Source organism: Hymenobacter terrigena, assembly GCF_054776515.1.
Map to the genome: position 1 here is coordinate 243,853 of NZ_BAAHBU010000005.1, position 22,912 is coordinate 266,764.

The 22,912-nt window shown below is 58.1% G+C and carries 20 protein-coding genes; 12 read left to right on the forward strand and 8 right to left on the reverse strand.

Annotated elements, in window-relative coordinates; translation table 11 throughout:
- Nucleotides 1-19: 19 nt before the first annotated feature.
- The 3 genes from ACYU7Q_RS20265 to ACYU7Q_RS20275 all read right to left on the reverse strand — a co-directional run bounded on the left by ACYU7Q_RS20265 (nucleotide 20) and on the right by ACYU7Q_RS20275 (nucleotide 3,522).
- On the reverse strand, nucleotides 20-1,390 hold the full coding sequence (locus ACYU7Q_RS20265; protein WP_460611278.1) for a hypothetical protein: 1,371 nt from the start codon (nucleotides 1,388-1,390) through the stop codon (nucleotides 20-22).
- Between the two features lie 34 nt (nucleotides 1,391-1,424).
- Entirely contained in the window at nucleotides 1,425-2,873 is a 1,449-nt protein-coding gene (locus tag ACYU7Q_RS20270; protein WP_460611279.1) for a hypothetical protein, read from the reverse strand.
- Nucleotides 2,874-2,988: 115 nt separating this feature from the next.
- A complete protein-coding gene (locus tag ACYU7Q_RS20275) occupies nucleotides 2,989-3,522 on the reverse strand; it encodes a hypothetical protein (RefSeq protein ID WP_460611280.1) in 534 nt (177 codons plus the stop codon).
- A 78-nt stretch (nucleotides 3,523-3,600) separates the two neighbouring features.
- Here ACYU7Q_RS20275 and ACYU7Q_RS20280 point away from each other — a divergent pair, with 78 nt between their 5' ends.
- The 3 genes from ACYU7Q_RS20280 to ACYU7Q_RS20290 all read left to right on the forward strand — a co-directional run bounded on the left by ACYU7Q_RS20280 (nucleotide 3,601) and on the right by ACYU7Q_RS20290 (nucleotide 7,409).
- Nucleotides 3,601-4,614, forward strand: a complete 1,014-nt coding sequence (locus ACYU7Q_RS20280; protein WP_460611281.1) for a glycoside hydrolase family 16 protein — start codon at nucleotides 3,601-3,603, stop codon at nucleotides 4,612-4,614.
- A gap of 343 nt (nucleotides 4,615-4,957) precedes the next feature.
- Nucleotides 4,958-5,929 (forward strand): glycosyltransferase family 2 protein, encoded by a 972-nt coding sequence (locus ACYU7Q_RS20285; protein ID WP_460611282.1) that lies wholly within the window; start codon nucleotides 4,958-4,960, stop codon nucleotides 5,927-5,929.
- A gap of 37 nt (nucleotides 5,930-5,966) precedes the next feature.
- Nucleotides 5,967-7,409, forward strand: coding sequence for an aldehyde dehydrogenase (locus tag ACYU7Q_RS20290; RefSeq protein ID WP_460611283.1), 1,443 nt, complete (start codon nucleotides 5,967-5,969; stop codon nucleotides 7,407-7,409).
- A 2-nt stretch (nucleotides 7,410-7,411) separates the two neighbouring features.
- Here the strand turns inward: ACYU7Q_RS20290 and ACYU7Q_RS20295 are convergent, their stop codons facing one another.
- On the reverse strand, nucleotides 7,412-7,999 hold the full coding sequence (locus tag ACYU7Q_RS20295) for a Uma2 family endonuclease (protein ID WP_460611284.1): 588 nt from the start codon (nucleotides 7,997-7,999) through the stop codon (nucleotides 7,412-7,414).
- A gap of 92 nt (nucleotides 8,000-8,091) precedes the next feature.
- Here ACYU7Q_RS20295 and ACYU7Q_RS20300 point away from each other — a divergent pair, with 92 nt between their 5' ends.
- The 6 genes from ACYU7Q_RS20300 (at nucleotide 8,092) to rfbA (ending at nucleotide 14,324) form a co-directional block, all read left to right on the forward strand.
- Nucleotides 8,092-8,724, forward strand: coding sequence for an acyltransferase (locus ACYU7Q_RS20300; RefSeq protein WP_460611285.1), 633 nt, complete (start codon nucleotides 8,092-8,094; stop codon nucleotides 8,722-8,724).
- A 31-nt stretch (nucleotides 8,725-8,755) separates the two neighbouring features.
- Nucleotides 8,756-10,051, forward strand: a complete 1,296-nt coding sequence (locus ACYU7Q_RS20305; protein WP_460611286.1) for a nucleotide sugar dehydrogenase — start codon at nucleotides 8,756-8,758, stop codon at nucleotides 10,049-10,051.
- A 20-nt stretch (nucleotides 10,052-10,071) separates the two neighbouring features.
- Nucleotides 10,072-11,097: an NAD-dependent epimerase/dehydratase family protein gene (galE, locus tag ACYU7Q_RS20310; protein ID WP_460611287.1), complete on the forward strand. Its 1,026-nt coding sequence runs from the start codon at nucleotides 10,072-10,074 to the stop codon at nucleotides 11,095-11,097.
- Nucleotides 11,098-11,154: 57 nt separating this feature from the next.
- A complete protein-coding gene (gene rfbB, locus ACYU7Q_RS20315; RefSeq protein WP_460611288.1) occupies nucleotides 11,155-12,210 on the forward strand; it encodes a dTDP-glucose 4,6-dehydratase in 1,056 nt (351 codons plus the stop codon).
- Between the two features lie 105 nt (nucleotides 12,211-12,315).
- Entirely contained in the window at nucleotides 12,316-13,323 is a 1,008-nt protein-coding gene (locus ACYU7Q_RS20320) for an SDR family oxidoreductase (RefSeq protein ID WP_460611289.1), read from the forward strand.
- Between the two features lie 122 nt (nucleotides 13,324-13,445).
- Nucleotides 13,446-14,324, forward strand: a complete 879-nt coding sequence (gene rfbA, locus ACYU7Q_RS20325) for a sugar nucleotidyltransferase (protein ID WP_460611290.1) — start codon at nucleotides 13,446-13,448, stop codon at nucleotides 14,322-14,324.
- Between the two features lie 98 nt (nucleotides 14,325-14,422).
- Here the strand turns inward: rfbA and ACYU7Q_RS20330 are convergent, their stop codons facing one another.
- Both ACYU7Q_RS20330 and ACYU7Q_RS20335 read right to left on the reverse strand, forming a co-directional pair.
- Complete coding sequence (locus tag ACYU7Q_RS20330; protein WP_460611291.1) at nucleotides 14,423-16,081, reverse strand: NAD(P)/FAD-dependent oxidoreductase; 1,659 nt, start codon at nucleotides 16,079-16,081, stop codon at nucleotides 14,423-14,425.
- A gap of 15 nt (nucleotides 16,082-16,096) precedes the next feature.
- Nucleotides 16,097-17,497 (reverse strand): ATP-binding protein, encoded by a 1,401-nt coding sequence (locus ACYU7Q_RS20335; protein ID WP_460611292.1) that lies wholly within the window; start codon nucleotides 17,495-17,497, stop codon nucleotides 16,097-16,099.
- Nucleotides 17,498-17,668: 171 nt separating this feature from the next.
- On the opposite strand from ACYU7Q_RS20335, the gene radA reads away from it, so the two are divergent.
- From radA to ACYU7Q_RS20350, 3 genes are all read left to right on the forward strand, one after another.
- A complete protein-coding gene (gene radA / locus ACYU7Q_RS20340) occupies nucleotides 17,669-19,066 on the forward strand; it encodes a DNA repair protein RadA (protein WP_460611293.1) in 1,398 nt (465 codons plus the stop codon).
- Nucleotides 19,067-19,306: 240 nt separating this feature from the next.
- Nucleotides 19,307-20,920 (forward strand): TlpA family protein disulfide reductase, encoded by a 1,614-nt coding sequence (locus tag ACYU7Q_RS20345; RefSeq protein ID WP_460611294.1) that lies wholly within the window; start codon nucleotides 19,307-19,309, stop codon nucleotides 20,918-20,920.
- A 124-nt stretch (nucleotides 20,921-21,044) separates the two neighbouring features.
- Complete coding sequence (locus tag ACYU7Q_RS20350) at nucleotides 21,045-22,064, forward strand: SPASM domain-containing protein (protein WP_460611295.1); 1,020 nt, start codon at nucleotides 21,045-21,047, stop codon at nucleotides 22,062-22,064.
- A gap of 141 nt (nucleotides 22,065-22,205) precedes the next feature.
- Here ACYU7Q_RS20350 and ACYU7Q_RS20355 read toward each other — a convergent pair whose 3' ends face one another.
- Nucleotides 22,206-22,547 (reverse strand): hypothetical protein, encoded by a 342-nt coding sequence (locus ACYU7Q_RS20355; protein ID WP_460611296.1) that lies wholly within the window; start codon nucleotides 22,545-22,547, stop codon nucleotides 22,206-22,208.
- 148 nt (nucleotides 22,548-22,695) lie between these two features.
- Nucleotides 22,696-22,908: a hypothetical protein gene (locus ACYU7Q_RS20360; protein ID WP_460611297.1), complete on the reverse strand. Its 213-nt coding sequence runs from the start codon at nucleotides 22,906-22,908 to the stop codon at nucleotides 22,696-22,698.
- Between the last annotated feature and the right edge of the window lie 4 nt (nucleotides 22,909-22,912).

The following is a 22,912-nucleotide window of genomic DNA, read 5'->3' on the forward strand; positions in this document are numbered from 1 at the left end:
TAAGGGTGCCAAAGCAAGACTAGTATCTGAAGAAATTTTCTTTGTAGTGCTTCCAAGTCACGTCGCAACAGTCTATTATGGCACGGCTAAACTGCCAGCTCTGGCTCACGTTGAGCAGCACAAGCAGCCCTATCACGAAGGCAAGCGGCACAGCAGCCTTCTGCCACCAGCGCATCCAAAAGCTAGCCAAGCACAGGCTTAGCAGCGGATACAGGCTGATGAGCGGGCGGCAGCCAAAGCCGCCACCATACGTCCAATCCCACCAACTGAAGGTGATGTAAATGACCGATGGCACCAGCACTAGCACCACAGGAACAGCGGCCGGCACAGTTCGCCGCAGCCAGATGATGCCCAATAAGGCAAACACCAATAGCGGACTCCAGAACAGCCAGCCTCTGCGCACGCTAAATAAGCCGTCCCACAAGTGTGGGTTAAGCAAGTAGAATTTTTCGCCCGGATAGAAGTCCAGAAACCAATGACCACCCACTAGCCGCCAGAAAATGAATTGCACACTGACCAAAACGGCAATAGTGGCCACCATGGCCAGCATCTGCTGCCACCTGTGCAGCCAGAAGGACAGACGTCGCCTCAGGGCATTGCGACTGGTGAGGCCCCACAGCAGCGGGACCGCCGCCATCCATAGTTCCGAGGGCCTTATCAGCAGCATCAGTCCAAAAGTTAATGCTAGCCGTAAGCCAACTGACCAGTTTCCTTTTGCGTACCACCGCCGCGTGTATGTTAGCAAGAGCACGTTCATCAGAAACAACGTGCCATGCGTCATCGGCGAATTGATGGTGCTGTAAATGAAAAGGTTAGTGCCTAAACTAATGACTAGAAGCGTTAGCGCCGCCAGCCCGTCTGGCACGTAATGGCGCAACTCCCGGCCCAGCAGCCACAGGCCCAACAAGGCATAAAACATGCAGCCAAAGGCTATACTCATTTGATAGGGCACAGAATAGCCATCCATTGGGTAGCCCGAAATGGCTGCATATGCATGCGCCAGCGCAAACCATGGCGCATATACAATCGCCATGCCGATAGGGTATTTGAACACCGCCCGGCCATTGGGCAAATGCACAAGACTATAGTCCGGGTTTAGGTCGGGGCGGTACTGCTCACGGATGTAAGCTAAGTACTTGCCATCGCCTAAATCATTGGTGATGAAGGTGGAAGGTAGGTATAGATAATAACCACCCGCATCCCAAACCAATACGTCGGAGCGGTTCCAATTCGATGTGTCCTTCATCAAAGCGCAATGAAGGATGGCAACGATAAGCCACACATAACTCACTTGGGAAATAGACCACCTCCTCCACCAGCCAGCTACACTTTTAGTCAATTGCAGTGTCTCGGTTTGCATCACTGTGTTGTTAAAAATAAAGGGGGGCATATACTGTGGAAGTAACGGAGAAGCGTATACTAACTTACTGTTGGTAATAAAGCTTCTTGCTATTTGTGACGCCCCAATAATAAAGCATGTCGGCGTTCTGGTCTGATGCGTTATAGTCGGACATCATCCCCCAGCTTAGCAAGTTACAGGAAGCATAAATGTGCACTACCGGTTCTGGCGAATCGGCCATTTGGGCAAAAGCCCACCGCTCACAATCATTGGTTCGGGGCATCTGAAAAACAGCGTCGGTATAGGTAAAGATGCCCAAGAACACTACAGTTGTGGCTACGTAGCCACGCCATACTAAGCCGCGTAAGTGAAATAGAAGAAAATACGTTGTTAACCCGTAGGCATAGATAAGCCCAATCAACACTGGAAGGATAGAGTCGCCACGTATCAGATAGGGGCGGTAGCTACGGTAACCTCCGAAGGGCAACAACAGGATAAATAGCACAGAAAATAGACCCACGGCACGTAAGCTGAGCAGCACCCGGTTGCGGTCTGGAGCAGGTGGAATGAGCCAGCGGATGAGTTGCCCGTTAATCACCAGCAATAAAAGAAGCATAGGCAAGGCCCATTGCATCCAGAGTTCCTTGTACACACCCGTCGGCAGCAGCTTATAGAGTTCTGAAAGGGTATAGGTATGGGAGTTTTCTATATTGTTGCGACCAATGTAGAGCGAGTAAATGCTCAGAATAGCCAGAATGGCTAATAGCCACATGGCTTGCCCTGAAAGCCACCCAACCGCAAGCGTACGTGGAGCGGCGCTGGTCGGAACGGTGTGCCATTGCAACCAGGCCCAATAGAGTCCAATCCCCAGCAATAGCACCGCTATGGCTGCGGTCGCAATGGGGCCATTAAAAGAAATAACTACCATGAGTAGCACCAGCAAACCGGCTCGCCACCAAGGTAGTCGAAGTGGTTGCTGCCGCTGAGCAGCTTGGAAGAATGGCCAGAACAACAGCAGTAGCAGCAGTATCGGAAAAGCGTAGAAGAAAGTGTAGGTAATGGCTTGGTTGGTAATGCCCATCTGCCCGTAAAAGCCTTCTGTCTGAAAAAGCGGTACCAGCAAGGCTGCGGCCAGCCAATATCCCCAACTACCGCGCGGGGCCCCTGTGCCTTGTCGTACGTAGGCTGCCAGCACAAACACCAGAAGGGTTTGCACAGCAGTATTGAAAATCGCACTGCTTACATAAAGGCTATCGATGGCAGACATGAAATGCTGCAGTAGCCGGGGCAACTGTCGCCAGTACAGGTACATGGTGCCGTGCGCGAAGAAGCGGTTGGTGCCTGCGTATATTTCATTCCGCGTAAATACCGACCAGCCAAAAGGGTCGTGTAACACCTTGCTATAGCCCGGCGAGGGCAGCACAATATTGACTAAATCGCCGTCTAGCTGCAGCTGGTAGTTCTGCCAGTACGTTAGGGCTATATCAAGAACAATAAATGCTATTAATAGCTTGGACCAGTTGCGCTTAGTCATTGGTAGAAGTGCGTTTCGAAGCGGGCGCTGAACCGGAGCCAGCGCAAAAGGCAGGATGCGGAGCCGGGACACCGGCGCCGCATCCCGTCGTAAGAGTAGCTAGTAGCAAATAAGGCTAATCTTTGATGCTCAATTTTACATCATCCACCAGTACCTGGTCGCTGGCATCAGCTCGCCACAATGACATGCGGATGTGCTGCGCGGCGGTAATGTTATCCGGCAGAACGAAATCCTGTCCTACCTGCACCCATTTGTTGTGGGATTTTACAACTTCGCCCAGCTTGATGCCATCACCGAATACTTGCTGGTTGTTGGCATCCATTATCTGAACACCCAGCACCCCCGTCGATTTATCACTAGGCAGAAAGGCCCACGCCTCCAGATGGACGGTCTTGATTTTAGTTGGCGAAGCTTGGCCCAGCGGGGTATCAAAGGTCAGGCTGAATTCATGGTCCTTATCAACTTTGATGGCATATTTGCCGGAATGAGCCCGGCCACGGTCCAGCATAGTTGGGCTTACATCCCAGCCTGCCGTCGACTCAAAATCATTGGCCGTGATGATTTTATCTCCTGAAGCACTGGTAGATTTAGTGTCTGAAGAGCAAGCGCTGAGCAAACCTAAGCTCAGCAAAACAATGTACTTTTTCATGGATAAGAATGGAAATGATGCTTGACGTAATGACAAAGGTAAGCTCCTTGTAGTAGAAGCAAACCATATTATTAGGCAATGACAGCAGTGTATAGAATGTGCAAAAGTGGATGTTCGCTGGCTTTCGTTTTATGGGTGGGGTGCCTGAGTGCAGCCGGACAAAATCTGCTGGACCGGTCCAGCTTTCAGGTAGCGCCGGTCTTCAATGAAGAGTTTACCTATAAATCGACCTCAGACCCGCAGTTCAGGCAGCGCTGGGATGCTGATTTCTACACCGCCGTCAATGATGACTACAGTGAGTATTCGCCCTCTTCGCAGCTGGAGATGCTAACGGGAGGATTTATTAAGCTACATACCAAACGGCTGACAATGGCGCAGCGGCAAGCGGCAACAGACTCAGCCGCTAAACATGGTGTAATTCGGCCGGCGCCGGTGCCGCCTCGTGCAATTGCCACCGCCTCGTCGCCCAACGGCGGAAGCATTGGGTACGCATCGTGTAAAATGATTTCCAGGGTAGCAGTCGATTCCCTAAAGCCAGCGACTGGCCACGCGTACAATGGCTTTACCTATGGCCTGTTCGAAATTCGCTGCAAACTACCTGGCAGCGGCCTCGGTATTATGCCCGCCTTCTGGCTTCACAGCCCCAATACGGAGATTGATATTTTCGATAATGGCAACGACGTGCCGCAGCGCCTGTTGCAGCTCGGCGTGCTGGACTGGGAAAAAAAATACAGCGAATGCCAGGGCGATACTGCCACGCCTGCCTGCTGGACCAATGGCACACGCATTTATAAGCACGGAAAAAGCCTGGCCAAAGGATTTAATACGTATAGTGCCGTATGGACCCCACAGGAGGTCACTTTCTTCTTCAATGACCGGGAAATATTCTCCGTGCCTGCCACGGTAGTGAAAACGCATGAAGAAACCGCCCGGATAATCATAAATGTAGCAACCAGCCGGGCCGCTAAATTTGCCGATGGCGATATGGTCATTGACTACGTTAAAGTGTGGAAATTCCGGTCGCCCCAGCAATTTACGGCATACCGTCAGCTGCGAAATATTCCTGTTTCCAAGCACAGGCTTTTGAACTGACAGATGTTGTCGGGCAAGTGTTGGGCGAGGAGCTAATCCAAGCCGGCGTCTTGTTCTGCCCGAGGCCGCCGCAGGTAATGCGTGCGGTAGCAAGTGCGCGGCTGAGGCATACTCTGGCGTTGGCCTCCCTCGCCGTGAAGGGACTTGTAATCTCTTACTTTTGTCGGGCATGAACCATACTGAGAAGCTTGGGTGACAAGCAGTAAAAACCGCTAAAGTGGTATTGCTGATTCGCGGCACCGGCAAGTCTCCTTATTGCAGATGTAAAATATTGTGCATAAGCATGTTGAGCCTGCCTCAAATGTTTATTTAACCCTCTTCCTTTAGCCTGACCGAAGCCTGCGTGGACCTTTCCGTAATTATCCCCATCTACAACGAAGAGCTCAACATCAGCGAGTTGCACCGCCGCTTGCTGAGTGTGCTGGAGCCCATGGTGCTGCCTGGAGGGTTCGAGTTAGTTTTCATCAACGACGGCTCGCGCGACCAGTCGCTGCCGATGCTGCTGGCCCTGGCCGCCCGCGACCCCCGCGTGCGCTACATTGACCTGAGCCGCAATTTTGGGCACCAAATCGCGGTTACCGCCGGCTTGGACCGGGCTGCTGGCCAGGCCGTCGTTATCATCGATGCCGACTTGCAGGACCCGCCCGAGTTGATACCGCTGCTATACCAGAAAATGCAGGAAGGCTACGAAGTGGTGTACGCCAAGCGCCGCTCCCGGCAGGGCGAGAGCGCGGCCAAAAAGTTTACGGCCCGCCTGTTCTACCGCATTCTGGCCAGTATCACCAATGTGTCTATTCCGGTTGATACCGGCGACTTCCGCATCATTTCCCGCAAAGTGGTGGAAGGCCTGAAGCGGATGCCCGAGCAGAACAAGTTTCTGCGCGGCCAGATTTCCTGGATTGGCTACCGTCAGACGTTTGTGGAATATGACCGCGCCGAGCGGGCCGGCGGCGAAACCGGCTACACCTACCGCAAGATGATTCGGCTGGCGCTCGATGGCATCACCGCCTTTTCCGATGTGCCCCTGAAAGCGGCCACCATCATGGGCTTCACTGTCTCGGGCATTGCCTTTCTGGTGATGCTCTACACGCTCTACTCCCGGTTTATTAGCCATGACTACGAGCCGGGCTGGGCCTCGCTGATGGTGAGCATTCTGTTTCTGGGTGGTGTGCAGCTCATTGCCATCGGCATCATCGGCGAGTACATGGCCCGGATGTCGGCCAACGTACGGCAGCGTCCCCTCTATTTTATTGCCGATACTAACCTACCCGCCGGGGACGTGCCGGATTTAGTGGCGGCTGCTCCCCACAGCTAAGCAAATCCGGTTGCCGGAAGGGTCGTAAGTTCGTCCCATGCTTCGCATTCAGAACTACCTCAACGGCCAACTCGTGCCGCCGCAGGCCGGCCGCTACCTCGACAACGTAGACCCCGCTACCGGCCAGGCCTACGGTCAGATTCCCGATTCCGGCCCCGAAGACGTGGCCGCCGCTGTGGCCGCCGCCGAAGCCGCCCTGCCCGCCTGGCGCGCCCTCCCCGCTGAGGACCGGGGCCGCCTGCTGGTCAAAATCGCCGACCTCATCGACGCCAACCTCGACCGCTTGGCCCGCGCCGAAAGCCAGGACAACGGCAAGCCCCTGAGCCTGGCCCGCGCAATGGACATCCCCCGCGCAGCCTCCAATTTCCACTTTTTCGGCACCGCCGCCGGCCACTTCGCCACCGAAGCCCACGTGCAGGACGACGTAGCCGTGAACTACACCGTACGCCACCCGGTGGGTGTGGTAGGCTGTATTTCGCCGTGGAACCTGCCGCTCTACCTCTTCACCTGGAAAATTGCGCCGGCCCTGGCCGTGGGCTGCTGCGTGGTCGCCAAGCCTTCGGAAATCACCCCGGCTACGGCTTTTTTGCTGAGTGAATTGTGCATCGAAGCCGGCCTGCCGGCGGGCGTGCTCAACATCATCCACGGCAACGGCCCGAACTGCGGGCAGGCCATTGTGGAGCACCCGGGCATCAAGGCCATCAGCTTCACGGGCGGCACGGCCACCGGCCGGCACCTCGCCGCCACGGCTGCGCCCATGTTCAAAAAGCTGAGTCTGGAGTTGGGCGGCAAGAATCCGAACATCATTTTCGCCGATTGCGACTTGGCCGCCGCCGTGGCCACCAGTATCCGCAGCAGCTTTGCCAACCAGGGCCAGATTTGCCTGTGCGGCTCGCGTATCTTCATCGAGCGCCCGATTTACGAGGCCTTCAAAACCGAGTTTCTCAAGCAGCTCAAGGACCAGAAAATTGGCGACCCGCTCGAAGCCGACACCAAGCAGGGGGCGCTGGTGAGCGAAGCCCATCTGAGTAAAGTGCTGGCTTACATCAAGCTGGCGCATGATGAAGGCGGCGTGCTCCTCGCCGGCGGCCACCGTGCCACCGTGCCCGGCCGTTGCGCCGACGGCTACTTCCTGGAGCCCACCGTGTTCGAGAACCTGCCCTTCGACTGCCGCACCAACCAGGAGGAAATTTTCGGCCCGGTCGTCACGCTCACGCCCTTCGACACCGACGAAGAAGCCCTGATGATGGCCAACAGCACCGACTACGGCCTCTCCGCCACCCTCTGGACGCGCGACTTGCAGCGCGCCCACCGCGTGGCCCACCAGCTGCACAGCGGCATCGTCTGGATAAATACTTGGTTGCACCGCGACCTGCGCACGCCCTTCGGCGGCATGAAAAACTCCGGTGTGGGCCGCGAAGGCGGGCTGGAGGCGTTGCGGTTTTTCACCGAGGCACAGAATGTGTGCGTGAAGCTTTAAATTTAAAATTGCACGCCCGCATACACCTCCGCCAGCGGCACCTGGCAGGCTACGCTGCTCAAGTCCAGCACCGCGTTCAGGTCGCGGGTTTCGGTGAGCACCCAGCGGCCCAGGTCGTCCCGCGTGTGCAACTCGGCATGAATGGATTGGGCGTCCAGCGTCAGGTACTGGCGCAGGCTGGGCACCTGTCGGTAGAGCATGAACTTCTCGCTGCGGTCGTACTGGCTGGTGGTGGGCGACAGCACTTCCACCAGTAGCGTGGGGTTCAGCAGCGTATCGGGTTTTTTTTCTTCGTTGAATTCCGGCTTGCCGCACACCACCGTCAGGTCCGGGTACACGAAGGCGCTGCCGCTCATGATTTGCAGGCGCTGGTCGCTGCCCACTACCGAGCAGCCTTTGCCGCGCAATTGGCTGCCAATTTCGATGGTCAGATTCGCGCAAATCAGGTTGTGTGCGTAGCCAGCCCCGGCCATGGCGCGGATTTCGCCCTGAAAATATTCGTGTTTAAATTCCGCCTCGCGCTCCAGGCGCAGATATTCTTCGGGCGAAACATAGCTGGTGGGTTCGGTTTGGAAGGCGGGCTGAGCCATAATGCAAGCACAATAAGGGAATTACCCAAAAGTACGAAGCCAACCCCGCCCTTGTCCTTACCTTTGCGGGCTGAACCGCTCGACTGCCCCGAATGCCCCTCAATACCCCCGATTATTACGCTCATCCTACGGCCATCCTCGACGAGGGGTGCCAGATAGGCCGGGGTAGCCGCATCTGGCACTTCTGCCACGTTTGCGCCGGGGCCGATATCGGCGAAGACTGCAACCTGGGCCAGAACGTATTTGTGGCCGACGGCGTGACGTTGGGCCGCAACGTAAAAGTGCAGAACAACGTGAGCCTCTACGGCGGCGTGGTATGCGAAGACGACGTATTCCTGGGGCCTTCGGTGGTGTTTACCAACGTAAAAAAACCGCGCAGTGCCGTGCCCCGCAAAGGTCCCGGCCAGTACCAGACCACTTATCTGGAGCAGGGCGTCACCATTGGGGCCAATGCCACCATTGTGTGCGGCACCCGGCTGGGCCGCTACGCCTTCGTGGGCGCGGGCAGCGTGGTCACGCACGACGTTCCAGCGTATGCCCTCGTATACGGCACGCCCGCCCGCCTGCAGGGCTGGATGAGCGCCTACGGCCACCGCCTCAATTTCGACCAGCAGGGCCACGCCACCTGCCCCGAAAGCGCCGAAAAATATGAACTGAGTCCCGACGGCCGTACGGTTCGGCCGCTGGGGCGCACTACTAATAAGTTGCCGAAAATCAGCAACTAACCGTGAAAATTAGCAACTGACCATTACTCTCGTGTACGACCAACTATTGCGCAAAGAGGCCACCCTGGCCGTCATCGGCCTCGGTTACGTGGGCCTTCCTATTGCCCTCGAATTTGCCAAGCAACTCAAGGTGATTGGCTTCGACATCAACGCCGGCCGCGTGGCCCAGATGAAAGAAGGCATCGACCCCAGCGGCGAGCTCGAAAAGAAGGACTTTGAAGGCTGCGACATCACCTTCACCGATTCGTTGGAAGTGCTGCGCCAGGCGCAATTCTACATCGTGGCCGTGCCCACGCCCATCGACGAGCACGCCCAGCCCGACTTGAAGCCGTTGCTCGGCGCGTCCGGCTCGGTAGGCAAAGTGTTGAAAAAGGGTGACTACGTGGTGTTCGAAAGCACTGTATACCCCGGCTGCACCGAGGAAGACTGCATTCCGGTGATGGAGCGCCTCTCGGGCCTCAAATTCCCGACCGACTTCAAAGTGGGCTACTCGCCCGAGCGCATCAACCCCGGCGACAAGGAACACACCCTCACGCGCATCGTGAAAGTGGTGAGCGGCTGCGACGAGGAGTCGCTCGACACCATTGCCAGAGTCTACGAGCTGGTGGTGAAGGCCGGCGTGCACCGCGCCAGCAGCATCCGCGTGGCCGAGGCCGCCAAAATCATCGAAAACACCCAGCGCGACGTCAACATTGCCCTGATGAACGAGCTGTCGATGATTTTCGACCGCATGAGCATCAACACCTACGAGGTGCTGGAAGCCGCTGGCACCAAGTGGAACTTCCTGAGGTTCTCGCCCGGTCTGGTAGGCGGCCACTGCATTGGTGTTGACCCGTACTACCTGACCTACAAGGCGAAAGAGCTGGGCTACGATGCTAAGGTGATTCTTTCGGGCCGCACCACCAACGACAACATGGGAGCCTACATCGCCCGCAAAACGGTGCAGATGATGATTAAAAAAGGCAAGGACGTGGCCAAAAGCCGCGTGCTGGTGATGGGCGCTACCTTCAAGGAAAACGTGGAAGATATCCGCAACTCGAAGGTGGCCGACGTGATTCAGGAGTTGAAAAACTTCTCGGTGAACGTCGACATCGTAGACCCGCACGCCGACTCCAACGAACTGCACCATGAGTACGGCTTCCGCCTGACCCACAACGACGACGTGCGCTCCGACTACGATGCCGTAATTGTGGCGGTGAGCCACGCCCCTTACGCATCGAAAGACGAAGCCTACTTCCAGTCCATCACCTCCGACAACGCCGTGCTGGTCGACATCAAAGGCCTGTACCGCGGCAAGATGAAGGACCTGCAATACTGGAGCCTGTAGTAATTGACTGAGCACAGCATATGAGCAAGATACTCGTTACCGGCGGTGCCGGCTACATTGGCTCCCACGCGGTGGTGGCGCTCCAGCAGGCCGGCTACCAGCCAGTTATTGTGGATAACTTCAGCAATTCGGAAGAGTCAGCTTTGGCTGGCATCGAGTCCATTCTGGGTGTAAAGGTGCCGACCTATCGCATCGACTGCGCCGACGCGGCGGCCTTACGCGGCGTATTTGAAGCCGAAAAGGACATTCAGGGCGTGATTCACTTTGCTGCTTACAAGGCCGTGGGTGAATCAGTAGCCAAGCCGCTTGCTTACTTCCAGAACAACGTGGGCTCGCTGCTGACGCTGCTGGGCGTGATGGCCGAGTTCAAGGTGCCAAACCTGGTATTCTCGTCGTCGTGCACTGTGTACGGCATTCCCGACGCGCTGCCCGTGACGGAGAATACGCCCACCAAGCCGGCTTCGTCGCCCTACGGCCGCACCAAGCAGATGTGCGAAGACGTGGTGCGCGATGTGTCGGCCGCGCCCACCAACGAGCTGCACACCATTCTGTTGCGCTATTTCAATCCTATTGGCGCCCACGAATCGGCTAAGATTGGCGAGCTGCCATTGGGCGTACCCAATAACCTCGTGCCGTTTATCACCCAGACGGCGGCCGGTATCCGGGAGCAACTGACCATTAACGGCAGCGACTACGATACTGTGGACGGCACTAACATCCGCGACTACATCCACGTCGTGGACCTGGCCAAGGCGCACGTTGTGGCCGTGCAGCGCTTGCTCGACCGCAAGGGCAGCGAAACCGTGGAAACCTTCAACGTGGGCACGGGCCACGGCAATTCGGTGCTGGAAGTGGTGCAAACCTTCGAGCAGGTAAGCGGCCAGAAACTCAATTACCGCATCGGCCCGCGCCGCGCCGGCGATGTGCCTGCCATCTACGCTGATGCCACGAAAGCAGAGCAGGTGCTGGGCTTTAAAACGGAAACCTCTCTGGCTGATTCGCTCGCCAGCGCATGGAAATGGCAGCAAGCATTGGCTAAAAAATAAGCAGATTATAGAGACCGTTATGCGGCGCATTGCGCACCATGACAAATACTTAACACCATGAAAATCCTCATCACTGGCGGCGCCGGTTTCATTGGCTCTCACGTAGTTCGGCTCTTCGTAACGAAATATCCGAATTACCAGATTATCAACCTCGACGCGCTGACCTACGCCGGCAATCTGGAAAACCTGCGCGACATTGAAAACGCCTCGAACTACAAGTTCATTAAGGGCGACATCGCCGACCAGAACTTCATCGACCAGCTGTTCGCCAATGAGGAGCCCGACGCGGTGATTCACCTCGCGGCCGAGTCGCACGTGGACCGCAGCATCACCGACCCGATGGCTTTCGTGAAAACCAACGTCATTGGTACGGTGAATTTGCTGAACGCGGCCCGCCACCTGTGGCAGCCCGGCGGCTACGACGGCCACGTGTTCTACCACGTGAGCACCGACGAGGTGTACGGCTCGCTGGACTTCGGCCCCGAGATGTTCACGGAGGAAACGGCTTACGACCCGCGCTCGCCCTACTCGGCTTCGAAAGCCAGCTCTGACCATTTCGTGCGCGCCTGGCACCACACGTATGGCATGCCTATCAAGCTGAGCAACTGCTCGAACAACTACGGCCCCAACCACTTCCCTGAGAAACTCATCCCGCTGGCCATTCACCGCCTGCGCACCGGCCAGCCGGTGCCCGTGTACGGCAAAGGCGAAAACGTGCGCGACTGGCTTTTCGTGAAAGACCACGCCACGGCCATCGACGCGGTGTTTCATAAGGGCAAAAACGGCGATACCTACAACATCGGCGGCGTAAACGAGTGGCAGAACCTCAAGCTCATCGAACTGCTCTGCGACGTGGTGGACGAGAAAACCGGCCAAGCGCAAGGCACTTCCCGCAAGCTCATCAAGTTTGTGACCGACCGCGCCGGCCACGACATGCGCTACGCTATCGACTCCAGCAAAATCATGAACGAACTGGGCTGGAAGCCGTCCGTGACCTTCGAGCAGGGCCTGGCCCAAACCGTGGACTGGTACCTCGCCAACGAAGAGTGGCTCAATAGCGTAACGAGCGGCGCGTATCAGGACTACAATCAGAAGCAATACGCGGGGCGCTAGCGCTTTAAATTATGGATTATGAACTGTGAGTTGTGAATTGGCCACTCAAAAGGCCGATGATTTGACAACTCATAATTCATAACTCAAAACTCATAATTCATCATCGTGTACGAAAACCCCTTCCACGAGCAGCCGCTCGACAATCTGACTTTTCTCGTTACTGGCGGCGCGGGCTTCATCGGCTCCAACATCGTGGAGTATCTGCTGAAATACGGCGTGAAAAAAGTGCGGACGTTGGACAACTATTCCAACGGCTTCCGCAAGAATCTGGCCCTGTTCGCCGATGATGTGCGGCTGGAAATTCTGGATGGCGACATCCGTGACGCGGTTACCTGTGCTGCTGCCTGTGCAGGGGTGGATGTAGTGCTGCACGAGGCCGCGCTCGGCTCGGTGCCGCGCTCCATCAAAGACCCGGTGCTGACGAATGACGTGAACGTGGGCGGCTTCGTGCAGATGCTGACGGCCGCCAAGGACGCAGGCGTGAAGCGCTTCGTGTACGCGGCGTCGTCTTCGACTTACGGCGACCATCCCGGCTTGCCCAAAGTGGAAGACCGCATCGGCAAGCCGCTCTCGCCCTATGCGGTGACGAAGTATGCCAATGAGCTGTATGCCGACGTCTTTGCCAAGACCTACGGCATGGAAATCATCGGCCTGCGCTACTTCAACATCTTCGGCCCGCGCCAGGACCCCGGCGGAGCCTACGCGGCCGTGATTCCGCTGTTCATCGACGCTATTCTGCAAAACACGCCGCCTACGCTCAACGGTGACGGCGGCCAGACCCGTGACTTCACCTTCGTAGAGAACTGCGTGGAAGCCAATATTCGCGCCGCCTTGGTGCAGAATCCTGAGGCGCTGGGTCAGGTGTACAACATCGCCGTGGGCGACCGCACCTCTTTGGTGCAGATGTACGACATTTTGCGCGAGGAAGCGGGCTCGGATTTGGCTCCGAAATTCGGGCCGGACCGCGCTGGCGATATCCGCGATTCCCTGGCCGATATTTCGAAGGCTAACCGCCTGCTGGGCTACCAGCCGCAGGTGCGTATCCGCGAGGGCTTAAAGAAGACACTGGAGTGGTTCAAGGCCAATCAGGCATTTATCGCGGAAAGAAATTAGGTTGCCGATTGTCATGCAGAGCGCAGCGAAGCATCTCGTTTGCCTCGTAAAATAATTGATTTACCATTGCATGCGAGATGCTTCGCTGCGCTCTGCATGACGTTCTAACGTTTCCCACTTCTATGAAAGGAATTATCCTTGCCGGCGGCTCCGGCACCCGCCTGCACCCGCTCACGCTGGCCGTATCGAAGCAGCTCATGCCCGTGTACGACAAGCCGATGATTTATTATCCGCTGTCGATTCTGCTGTCGGCGGGTATTCGGGAAGTGCTGATTATCACCACGCCCCACGACCAGGAGCAGTTCAAAAAGCTGCTCGGCGACGGCAAGAGCCTGGGCTGCGATTTCCAGTACGTGGTGCAGGAGGTGCCCAACGGCTTGGCCCAAGCCTTCGTGCTGGGTGCCGATTTTATTGGCAAAGACAAGGTGGCGCTGGTGCTCGGCGATAATATTTTCTACGGCGCGGGCCTGGAAGAGCTGCTGAAGTCAAACAACGACCCCGAAGGCGGCGTGGTGTTCGCCTACCACGTACACGACCCCGAGCGTTACGGCGTGGTAGAGTTCGACGCGGACAAAAAAGCCCTCAGCATCGAAGAAAAGCCAGCTAAGCCTAAAAGCAACTACGCCGTGCCCGGCCTGTATTTCTACGACAACGACGTGGTAGAAATCGCCAAAAATCTGGAAATGAGCCCGCGTGGTGAGTACGAAATCACCGACGTGAACCGCGAGTATCTGCGCCGTGGCACCCTGAAAGTAGGCATCCTCGGCCGGGGCACGGCCTGGCTCGATACCGGCACGTTCGAAAGCCTGATGCAGGCTGGCGAGTTCGTGAAGGTGATTGAGCAGCGCCAGGGTTTGAAAGTGGGTTCGATTGAGGAAGCGGCTTACCGCCAGGGCTTTATTGATGCCGACCAACTCCGCGCCATTGCCGCTCCGCTGCGCAAAAGCGGTTACGGCGACTACCTGATGAACCTGCCCGACCAGCTGATGCTGGAAGCGTAAGGTTTTTAGGCAGGAGGGTAAAAGACTGTGGGGGTAGGAATTGCGCGTTATTTGCCAAACTCCTGCCCCCACAAGCTTTTACCCTCCTGCCCTAATCCTTACTCGTCCAGGTACTGGTGTACGAACTTGATGGCCATGCTGCCCTCGCCCACGGCCGAGGCCACGCGGGCCATGGCCCCGGCGCGGCTGTCGCCGGCCGCAAAAATCCCTGGTACGCAGGTTTCCAGCAAATAAGGCTCCCGGTCTTTCTTCCAGACTTCGGCATAGCGCGGGTCGGTCACGAGGTCGCGGCCGGTGAGGAGGAAGCCTTTGCCGTCACACAACACTTGGTCGCAAATCCACTCGGTGCTGGGTTTGGCGCCGATGAAGACGAACAGGGCGCGAGCGGGGCGCTTTTCGACGGTACCGTTCACATCCACCATCACGGCTTCGAGGTGGTCCTGGCCGCACACTTCTTTTATCTGCGAGTGCGGCAATAGCTCGATGTTGGGCGTCGTGCGAATTTGCTCAATGAGATAGGCCGACATGCTGGCGGCCAGGTTGGCCCCGCGAATGACGATGAACACCTTGCGGGCATAGCTGGCCAGGTACATGGCCGCCTGCCCGGCTGAATTGCCACCGCCCACGATGTACACGTCCTGCTCGTCGCAGCTACGGGCTTCGGTGCGGGCCGCGCCATAGTACACACCCGCCCCGCTCAGGCGCTCCATCCCCGGCACGTCGAGGGTGCGGTAGCTCACGCCAGTAGTGAGTACTACGGCCTTGGTACTGATTTCACGGCCGTCGCTCAGAGTCAGAACTTTGTAGCCATCCTGGATGCAGAGGTCGGACACCTCCTGCGGGGCCAGGAACTCGGCCCCGAGGCGCACAGCCTGAGTCCAGGCGCGGAAAGCCAGCTCGGCTCCGCTTAAGCCAGTGGGAAACCCCAGGTAGTTTTCGATGCGTGAGCTGGTGCCGGCCTGCCCGCCGGGCGTCTGACGCTCCACGATGAGGGTTTTGAGGCCTTCGCTGGCTCCGTACACGGCGGCGGCCAGTCCGGATGGTCCGGCGCCCACCACCACCACGTCGTACAGGTCCTGCAAAGGCTGGTTGGCGATGTTCAGGTGCTCGGCCAAAGCAGCTTTGGTGGGGTTGGCTACGGCCTTGCCATCGGCGCAGATGACAAGAGGCAAATCCGTAGAAGTGAAGCCGCGGGCTTTCACCAACTCCTTGGCTTCGGGATTGGTTTCGTAGTCGAGCCATTGGTAGCCCACCATGTAGCCGCTCAGGAAATCCTTGAGCTCGTGCGAAAGCGGCGACCATTGAAACCCAATGAGCCGGATGCCGCCAAACTTGGGCTTATGCGTAACCTGCCAGGCCGTGAGCAAATCGTGCAGAATCGGATAAAGCAGGTTTTCGGGCGGGTCCCAGGGCTTCATCAGGTAATGGTCGAGCCGGGCCGAATTGATGGCGCGCACGGCGGCCTCGGTGTCGGCGTAGGCCGTGAGCAGCACGCGCTTGGCATCCGGGAAAAATTCGCGCGAGGCCGTGAGCAGCTCCACGCCTTCCAGTTCGGGCATGCGCTGGTCGGCCACGATGAGGGCCAGCGGCTCCTCCTTTTCGTGCAGCTCTTTGATAGTCGTGAGCGCCTCGGGGCCGGAATTCACGCGCAGAATGCGGTAATCCTTGCTAAACTCTTGGCGCAGGTCGCGGGCAATGGCGGCCAAGACCTGCGGGTCGTCATCAACGGCGAGGATAATAGGTTTTTTGTCGGGCATGATGATGAGGCTGAATCAATTAGCAATGGGCAGCCAGGCGCAGAATTCAGTGCGGCCGGGCTCGGAATGGACTTCCAGCCGCCCGTCGTGCTGCCGAATAATCTGCTGCGCAATATCGAGGCCCAGTCCAGAGCCGTCGCCAGCCTGCTTGGTGGTGAAAAAGGGCTCGAAGATGTGCGGCAGCACGTCGGCCGGAATGCCGGTGCCGTTATCAATCAAAAATACGCGCACGAAGTCGCCTTCCCGCTGGGTGCGCAGGGTAATTTTGCCGCCCTGCGCGGGCAGGGCGTCAATGGCGTTGTCAAGCAGGTTGGTCCACACCTGGTTGAGGCTGCTCACCTGCCCGCGAATTAGCGGCAGACCGGGCGCGAAATCGCGGATAACCTGCACGTTTTTCTGCCGCAACTGAAACCCCAGGATGTTGAGCGTGCTTTCTAAACCAGTCGTCACATCGAGCGGCTCGAAGCCGCTGGCCCGGTCCATGTGCGAGTACGTCTTCACATCGGCCACCAGCTTGCTGATGCGGCTGCCGGCTTCCTGTACGTCATGCACCAGCTGCATGGTAGTGAGCTGGCCTTCGAGCCAAGCAAAGGCAGCCGGGCGGGCGGCCGGCGGCAGCAGTTCGGCCACGGTGGTTAGGGCGGCGGGCGTCACGCCGGCTTCAAGCAGGGCCGGGGCCAGGTTATAACCATTGGGCACGTTGTGGGAGGCGAGCCAGTCGGCCAACTCGTCTTCACGGTCGGCGCGAGCCAGGGCGCTTTGCGGCGGCTGGGCCTCGGCGCTAGGCACGGCCAGGCCGGTGAGGGCTCGCATGGCTTCGGGCGAGGGGCAGTGGCCCACCAGCTCCACAAACAGTGCGGGCTTGGCCCCCACGCGGTTGGCCAGGGCCTGGGCGGCGCGGGCAATGGCCGCAGCGGGGTTGTTGAGCTCATGGGCCAGTCCGGCCGAAAGCTTGCCCAGGGCGCGCAGCTTGTCGTCGCGTTCCTGGCCGCGCACCTGGTCGCGACTGCGGTCGTTCATGATGCCGACGAGGCGCTGGACCAGCTCGGGGCTGGCTTGCTCCAGGGCCGGAAAGTGGTTGCGGTGCAGCAGGTAGAGCAAGGTTTCGCCAGTGGCGGTGCCCTGGTTTTTCACTTCGCGCAGTCGGGAATAGGGCAGCACGCCCGATACCTGTCCGGTTTCGATGCGGAATACCGGCGTGTGCTGCCCGCCCTGCCCAGTGTAGAATTGGATGCCGCCGCGCACCACGGCCATCATAAAATCGGCGGGCGAACCGGCTTCGATGATGACTTCATTGGGCGCGTAGGAGCGGGCCTCGCCGTGAGCCAGCAGCCAGGCCAGCGTGTCGGCAGGCAGGCCAGCGAAGGCGGTGATGGGGGAGAGGTCGGCGGGGGCGAGGGTAGCAGAAATAGCCATGTTTGCATAACCCCGGGCGGGGCGTAATGTTGAAGTTGGCGGGGCGCTTCGGGCCGTACCTTGCGACCTCTGCAAAAAGGGGCGGCCGCCCGGATACCTCCGTTTTTAAGCAACTTTTTTGCCGCTGCCAGCCTTGTAATTATTCCCCATCTATCGAATCAACGCCTTTTTATGGCCAAAGCCAGAACCGTCTTTTTCTGCCAATCCTGCGGCGCCCAATCGGCGAAATGGATAGGCCGCTGCCCCGTCTGCGGCGAGTGGAATACCTACGTAGAGGAAGTCGTCCAGAAAGAAACCGTAGCTACCACCACGGGCCAGTGGAAACCCGCCAGCACCGTGCCCGGCGGCAACCTCACCAAAGCCGCCAAGTCGGTCCCACTCGGCGACATCCTGGCCGAAGACGAGCCCCGCATCATCACCCCCGACGGTGAGTTGAACCGCGTGCTGGGTGGCGGCATTGTGCCGGGCTCCATCATCCTCATTGGCGGCGAACCGGGCATTGGCAAAAGCACGCTGATGCTCCAGATTGCCCTCAGCCTCCGGAGTATGAAGGTGCTCTACGTGAGCGGCGAGGAAAGCGAAGCCCAGATAAAAATGCGCGCCGAACGCATGGCCGACGGCCAGCATCCCGGCTGCTACATCCTCACGGAGACGAACACCCAGAACATCTTCCGGCAGATTGACCAGGTGCAACCCAACATCTTGGTCATCGACTCCATCCAGACCATGCACTCCACGCTGGTGGAGAGCGGTGCGGGCAGTGTGAGCCAGGTGCGCGAATGCACCGCCGAGTTCCTGAAATTCGCCAAGGAAACCAGCACGCCGGTGCTCCTCATCGGCCACATCACCAAAGATGGCAGCATCGCGGGCCCCAAAATCCTGGAGCACATGGTGGATACCGTGCTGCAGTTCGAAGGCGACCGGCACATGAGCTACCGCATCCTGCGCACCACCAAAAATCGTTTCGGTAGCACGTCAGAATTAGGGATTTATGAGATGCAGGGCGACGGCTTGCGCCAAGTGAGCAACCCTTCCGAAATCCTGCTTTCGCAGCGCGGCGAGAGCCTGAGCGGCATGGCCATCGGGGCCACGCTGGAGGGCAACCGCCCACTGCTGGTCGAAGTGCAGGCCTTGGTCACGCCTGCCACCTATGGCACGCCGCAGCGCAGCAGCACCGGCTTCGATGCCAAGCGCCTGCAAATGCTGCTGGCCGTGCTCGAAAAGCGCGCCGGCCTGCGCCTGGGCCAGCACGACGTGTTCCTGAACATCGCCGGCGGCCTGCGGCTCGACGACCCAGCGCTGGACATGGCCGTGTGCGCCGCCGTGGTTTCCTCGCTCAACGACCTACCCATTCCCGGCAACGTCTGCCTGGCGGCCGAAGTAGGGCTGAGCGGCGAAATCCGGGCCGTGAGCCGCCTCGACCAACGTCTGGCCGAGGCCGAAAAGCTGGGTTTCCAGCAGATGTACGTCTCCCAATTCAACGGCAAGGGATTGGACTTAGCCCGGTTTGGCCTGAAAGTGCACGCCGTGAGTCGGCTCGACGAAGTGCTGAACGGCTTGTTCGGATAAGAAAAAGCAGCTTGATTATCAGCCGATGGCCGCAAAGGTTTGCGGTGGATAGGACATGACTCACCAACCCAGCCGCAAAAGGCCGGAATTTTGATTTGGATTTTATAAACGAAAAAGCCTTATCTTCGGATTGCTGATAGGGTTTTACCGCGAATGGCCTGGTAAATCTCGTCAGTTCTATCCATTGTCCAATTAACTGCTGGAGTTGTTACCAACTACTCGGAGCTGGTTTTTATTGTCATGATATTATCTTTTGTCACTTGCGCGCGCCGGCTGGTCGGGGCGGCTTTGGTACTGGCTCCGCTACTGGGGCACGCCCAGGGCCGAACCACGGTGGTGGGTGCCGCCGCCAAAGCAGCTCCGGTCGCGGCTGCTACTTCGGCGGGCATGGCCACCCTCACCGGCCGGGTGAGTGGGCCTACCACTGATTCCGTCGCGATTTCGCTGCGCGAAAACCCGCTTGACCCCAAGGAAAAGCTGTTCCGGGTGCCGCTCAACGATAAAGGCGATTTCAAGATAGTCGTGCCTGTGGGCGGTGCTACTAAGGCCGACCTCGTGTACGGCGACGACGTGGCTCCGCTGTTCCTCGACCCCGGCACCGACATGGACGTGCGCTTCAAGGGCAGCGACATGTCGGGTACCCTGAAATTTAAACCCAATGATGTGCCTTCGGGCTTCGGCACCAAGCTGCGCAACCGCTCGAACCTGACCGAGGAGCAGCGCCATCGCCAGCAGGCCGCCAACGCCAACAATTACCTGGTAGAAGCCGATGCCCAGTTTGTGGAAAACGATGGTTTTCAGGTACTGCCCGATAACATTCAGCTATACGAAGCACCGTTTCTGTCCTTCCTGGAGTACCGCCGCAAGCACGAATACGAGTTTCTGGAAGACCACGCGGCCAAGCAGTCGTTCACGCAGGAGTTCTACAATTACGCTCACGCCGAAGTGGTGTACGCTTACGCCAACGATAGGCTGACCTTTCAGGACCTGCGCGAGCAAGTGGTGAACACCGAAGGCCGCCTGAAAATGGCTCCCGACTACTACAATTTCCTGCGCGAACCCGGCCTGCTCAACGAGCCCAATGCCGTGCAGAGCGAACTCTACCACGAGTTTCTGCTCAACTACGTGCACTTCGCCGTGGCCCAGGACCACCACCAGCGCTCCGACCCCGACTTTTATCCGGCCTGCTACGCACTGGCCAGCAAGAAGCTCACCGGCCCGTCGCGGGCCATCATTTTGGGGCGCGTGCTGCAGGAGTCGTTCCGCTTTGGGCACGTGAAGCAGTCGGCCGCCATGCTGGCCGATTTCCGCAACTACGACCCCAAGAACCAGTACTATCCCACGCTGCAAACCGATTTCAACCTGCACAAGGATTTTGCCATCGGCGCGCCGGCTCCCGATTTCAAGCTGCCCACCGCTACCGGCGACACAGTGCACCTGCATGATTTCGCCGGCAAGCTGGTGTACCTCAACTTCTGGAAAAGCACCAACGGCCTGTGTTTGCGCGACCTGGCCTACGCCCAGGAACTGATGCGCAAGTTTGAAGGCAAAAACATCACCTTCATCAACATTGCTTTGGATGAGAATGAGCAGGCCTGGAAGCAGCTGGTGACGGTGAAAAAACTGCCCGGCGTGCAGGTGCGCGTTCCCGGCGGCGGCCTGCGCTCGATGGTGGCCAAGGAATACGCTTTGCAGGAAGTGCCCACGTATATGCTGGTGGGCGAAGACGGTACCTTCCTCAATACCAAACCCAAGCGCCTAAGCAGCCGTGCTGCCGTCGACGAAATAAACGAGTCGTTTGGCAAGGCCAGCACTTATACCAGCGCCATCGATTTCCCGGCCACCAAGAAATAAGCGTTCGACTGAACGCAACCGAAGTAGCGCGAACTTTGTAGTTCGCGTCTCCGCGCCACCGAAACCCCTCCCGGCGCAGGGACGCGAGCTACACAGTTCGCGCTACTGCTTTTAACCCTTTCCTATGTCCGTGCTCACCGATAGCCTCAATGTTTTGTCGAAAGCCACCCCGCTGCGGGTCTGGAACGCGACGCAAATCATCGGCTCCTACATCCTGAGCAAGATTACGGGCAAGGCCCGGCTGCGCGGTTTGCCCATGGCGCTCAGCTTCGAGCCCACCACCAGCTGCAACCTGCGCTGCCCGGAGTGCCCCAGTGGCCTGCGTTCCTTCACGCGGCCCACGGGCATGCTGCAGGGTGATTTATTTAAGAAGACGATTGACGAAGTAGCCAGCCGGTTGTGGTACCTGATTTTCTACTTCCAAGGCGAGCCTTACCTGCACCCGCAGTTTCTGGAGCTGGTGAAATACGCAGCGGATAAAGGCATTTATACCGCCACCAGCACCAATGCCCACTACCTCAACGACCAGAACGCCCGCAAAACGGTGGAAAGCGGCCTCGACCGCCTCATCATTTCCCTCGATGGCACCACGCAGGATGTGTATCAGCAGTACCGCGTGGGCGGCAAGCTGGAAAAGGTATTAGAGGGTACCCGCAACGTGGTGAAATGGCGCAAAGAGCTAAAATCGAGCACGCCGCGCATCATCTTTCAGTTTCTGGTGGTGCGACCTAATGAGCATCAGATTGACGACGCCAAGCAATTGGCCGAGGCGCTGGGTGTGGACGACGTATGGTTCAAGACTGCCCAGATTTATGACCACGCGCAGGGCTCACCACTCATTCCCACCATCGACTACTACTCGCGCTACCAGAACAACGGCGACAATACTTGGAGCCTGAAAAACAAGCTGGTCGACCACTGCTGGAAAATGTGGCACTCCTGCGTCATTACCTGGGACGGCCTGGTGGTGCCCTGCTGCTTCGACAAAGATGCCGAATACCGCCAGGGAGACCTCAAAACCGAAACATTCCGCCAGCTTTGGCGTGGCCCCAAATACCAGCAGTTTCGCGGCAGCCTTCTCAAAGGCCGCGACCAGATTGAGATGTGCCGCAACTGCTCAGAGGGCACGAAAGTGTGGGGGTAAGGCGAGACCGTGGCAAGTAAAAGCTGGAACGTCCTGCTGAGCACAACCGAAGCATCCCTACCGAGAAAGTAGATAATTACCCTCGCAGTAGAAATGCTTCGGCTGTGCTCAGCAGGACGTTCTATTTCGGACGGGCGCGTCCTACTTGTCCCTCTTCGTCAGATTCTTGCCGAGGTCTTCGACCTGCTTGAGGAAGTCGTCGGTGTCGGTGTCAGCGTAGGTGCCGTAGGCGTTCGAGATGGTACCCCGAACGCCGTCGTTGGCCTCGATGGCGTAGAGAACGGACATGTCATCGGGGTCGCTCTCGCCTTCGAAACGGTAAAAATCTACGATGGTCACTTCATCAGGAGCATAGGTCTTATTGGAGTCGCTGCCGATGGTATGCAGGCGGCCATCCACGACGTTGAAATCCTGGGTGAAGCCTTCCTTATTCAGTTTGCTCTCAACGTTGATAAGCGACCGTTCTTCTTCTTTGTCCTGCATGGCGGTGGGGTGTTTTGGTAAGGATGAAGCGGGGCGAACTGGCACAAACGCCAACCGCCCTCGCTCCGGCTATACGCAGCCAGGGCGGGGGCGGGTTATACCAAAGCCATAGAAAAAATGCGGAAGTGCTATACCTAAGCGGGCCGCGCTATTTGGCCGCCGCGCGGGCCTCAATGGTGCGCTGCAGACTCTCCACATCAAGCTGCCCGCAGGCGCCGCCGCAACCCTTGGCGCAGCCGGCCGCCGTCTTGCTGAAAAACGCCCGGTAAAAAATGCGCCCCACGTAAAACGCCGCTGCAATGAACAGTGCGCCAATCAGCAGGTACTGGATTTCGATGGAGGAGATGGCAAGCAGGAGCATGATG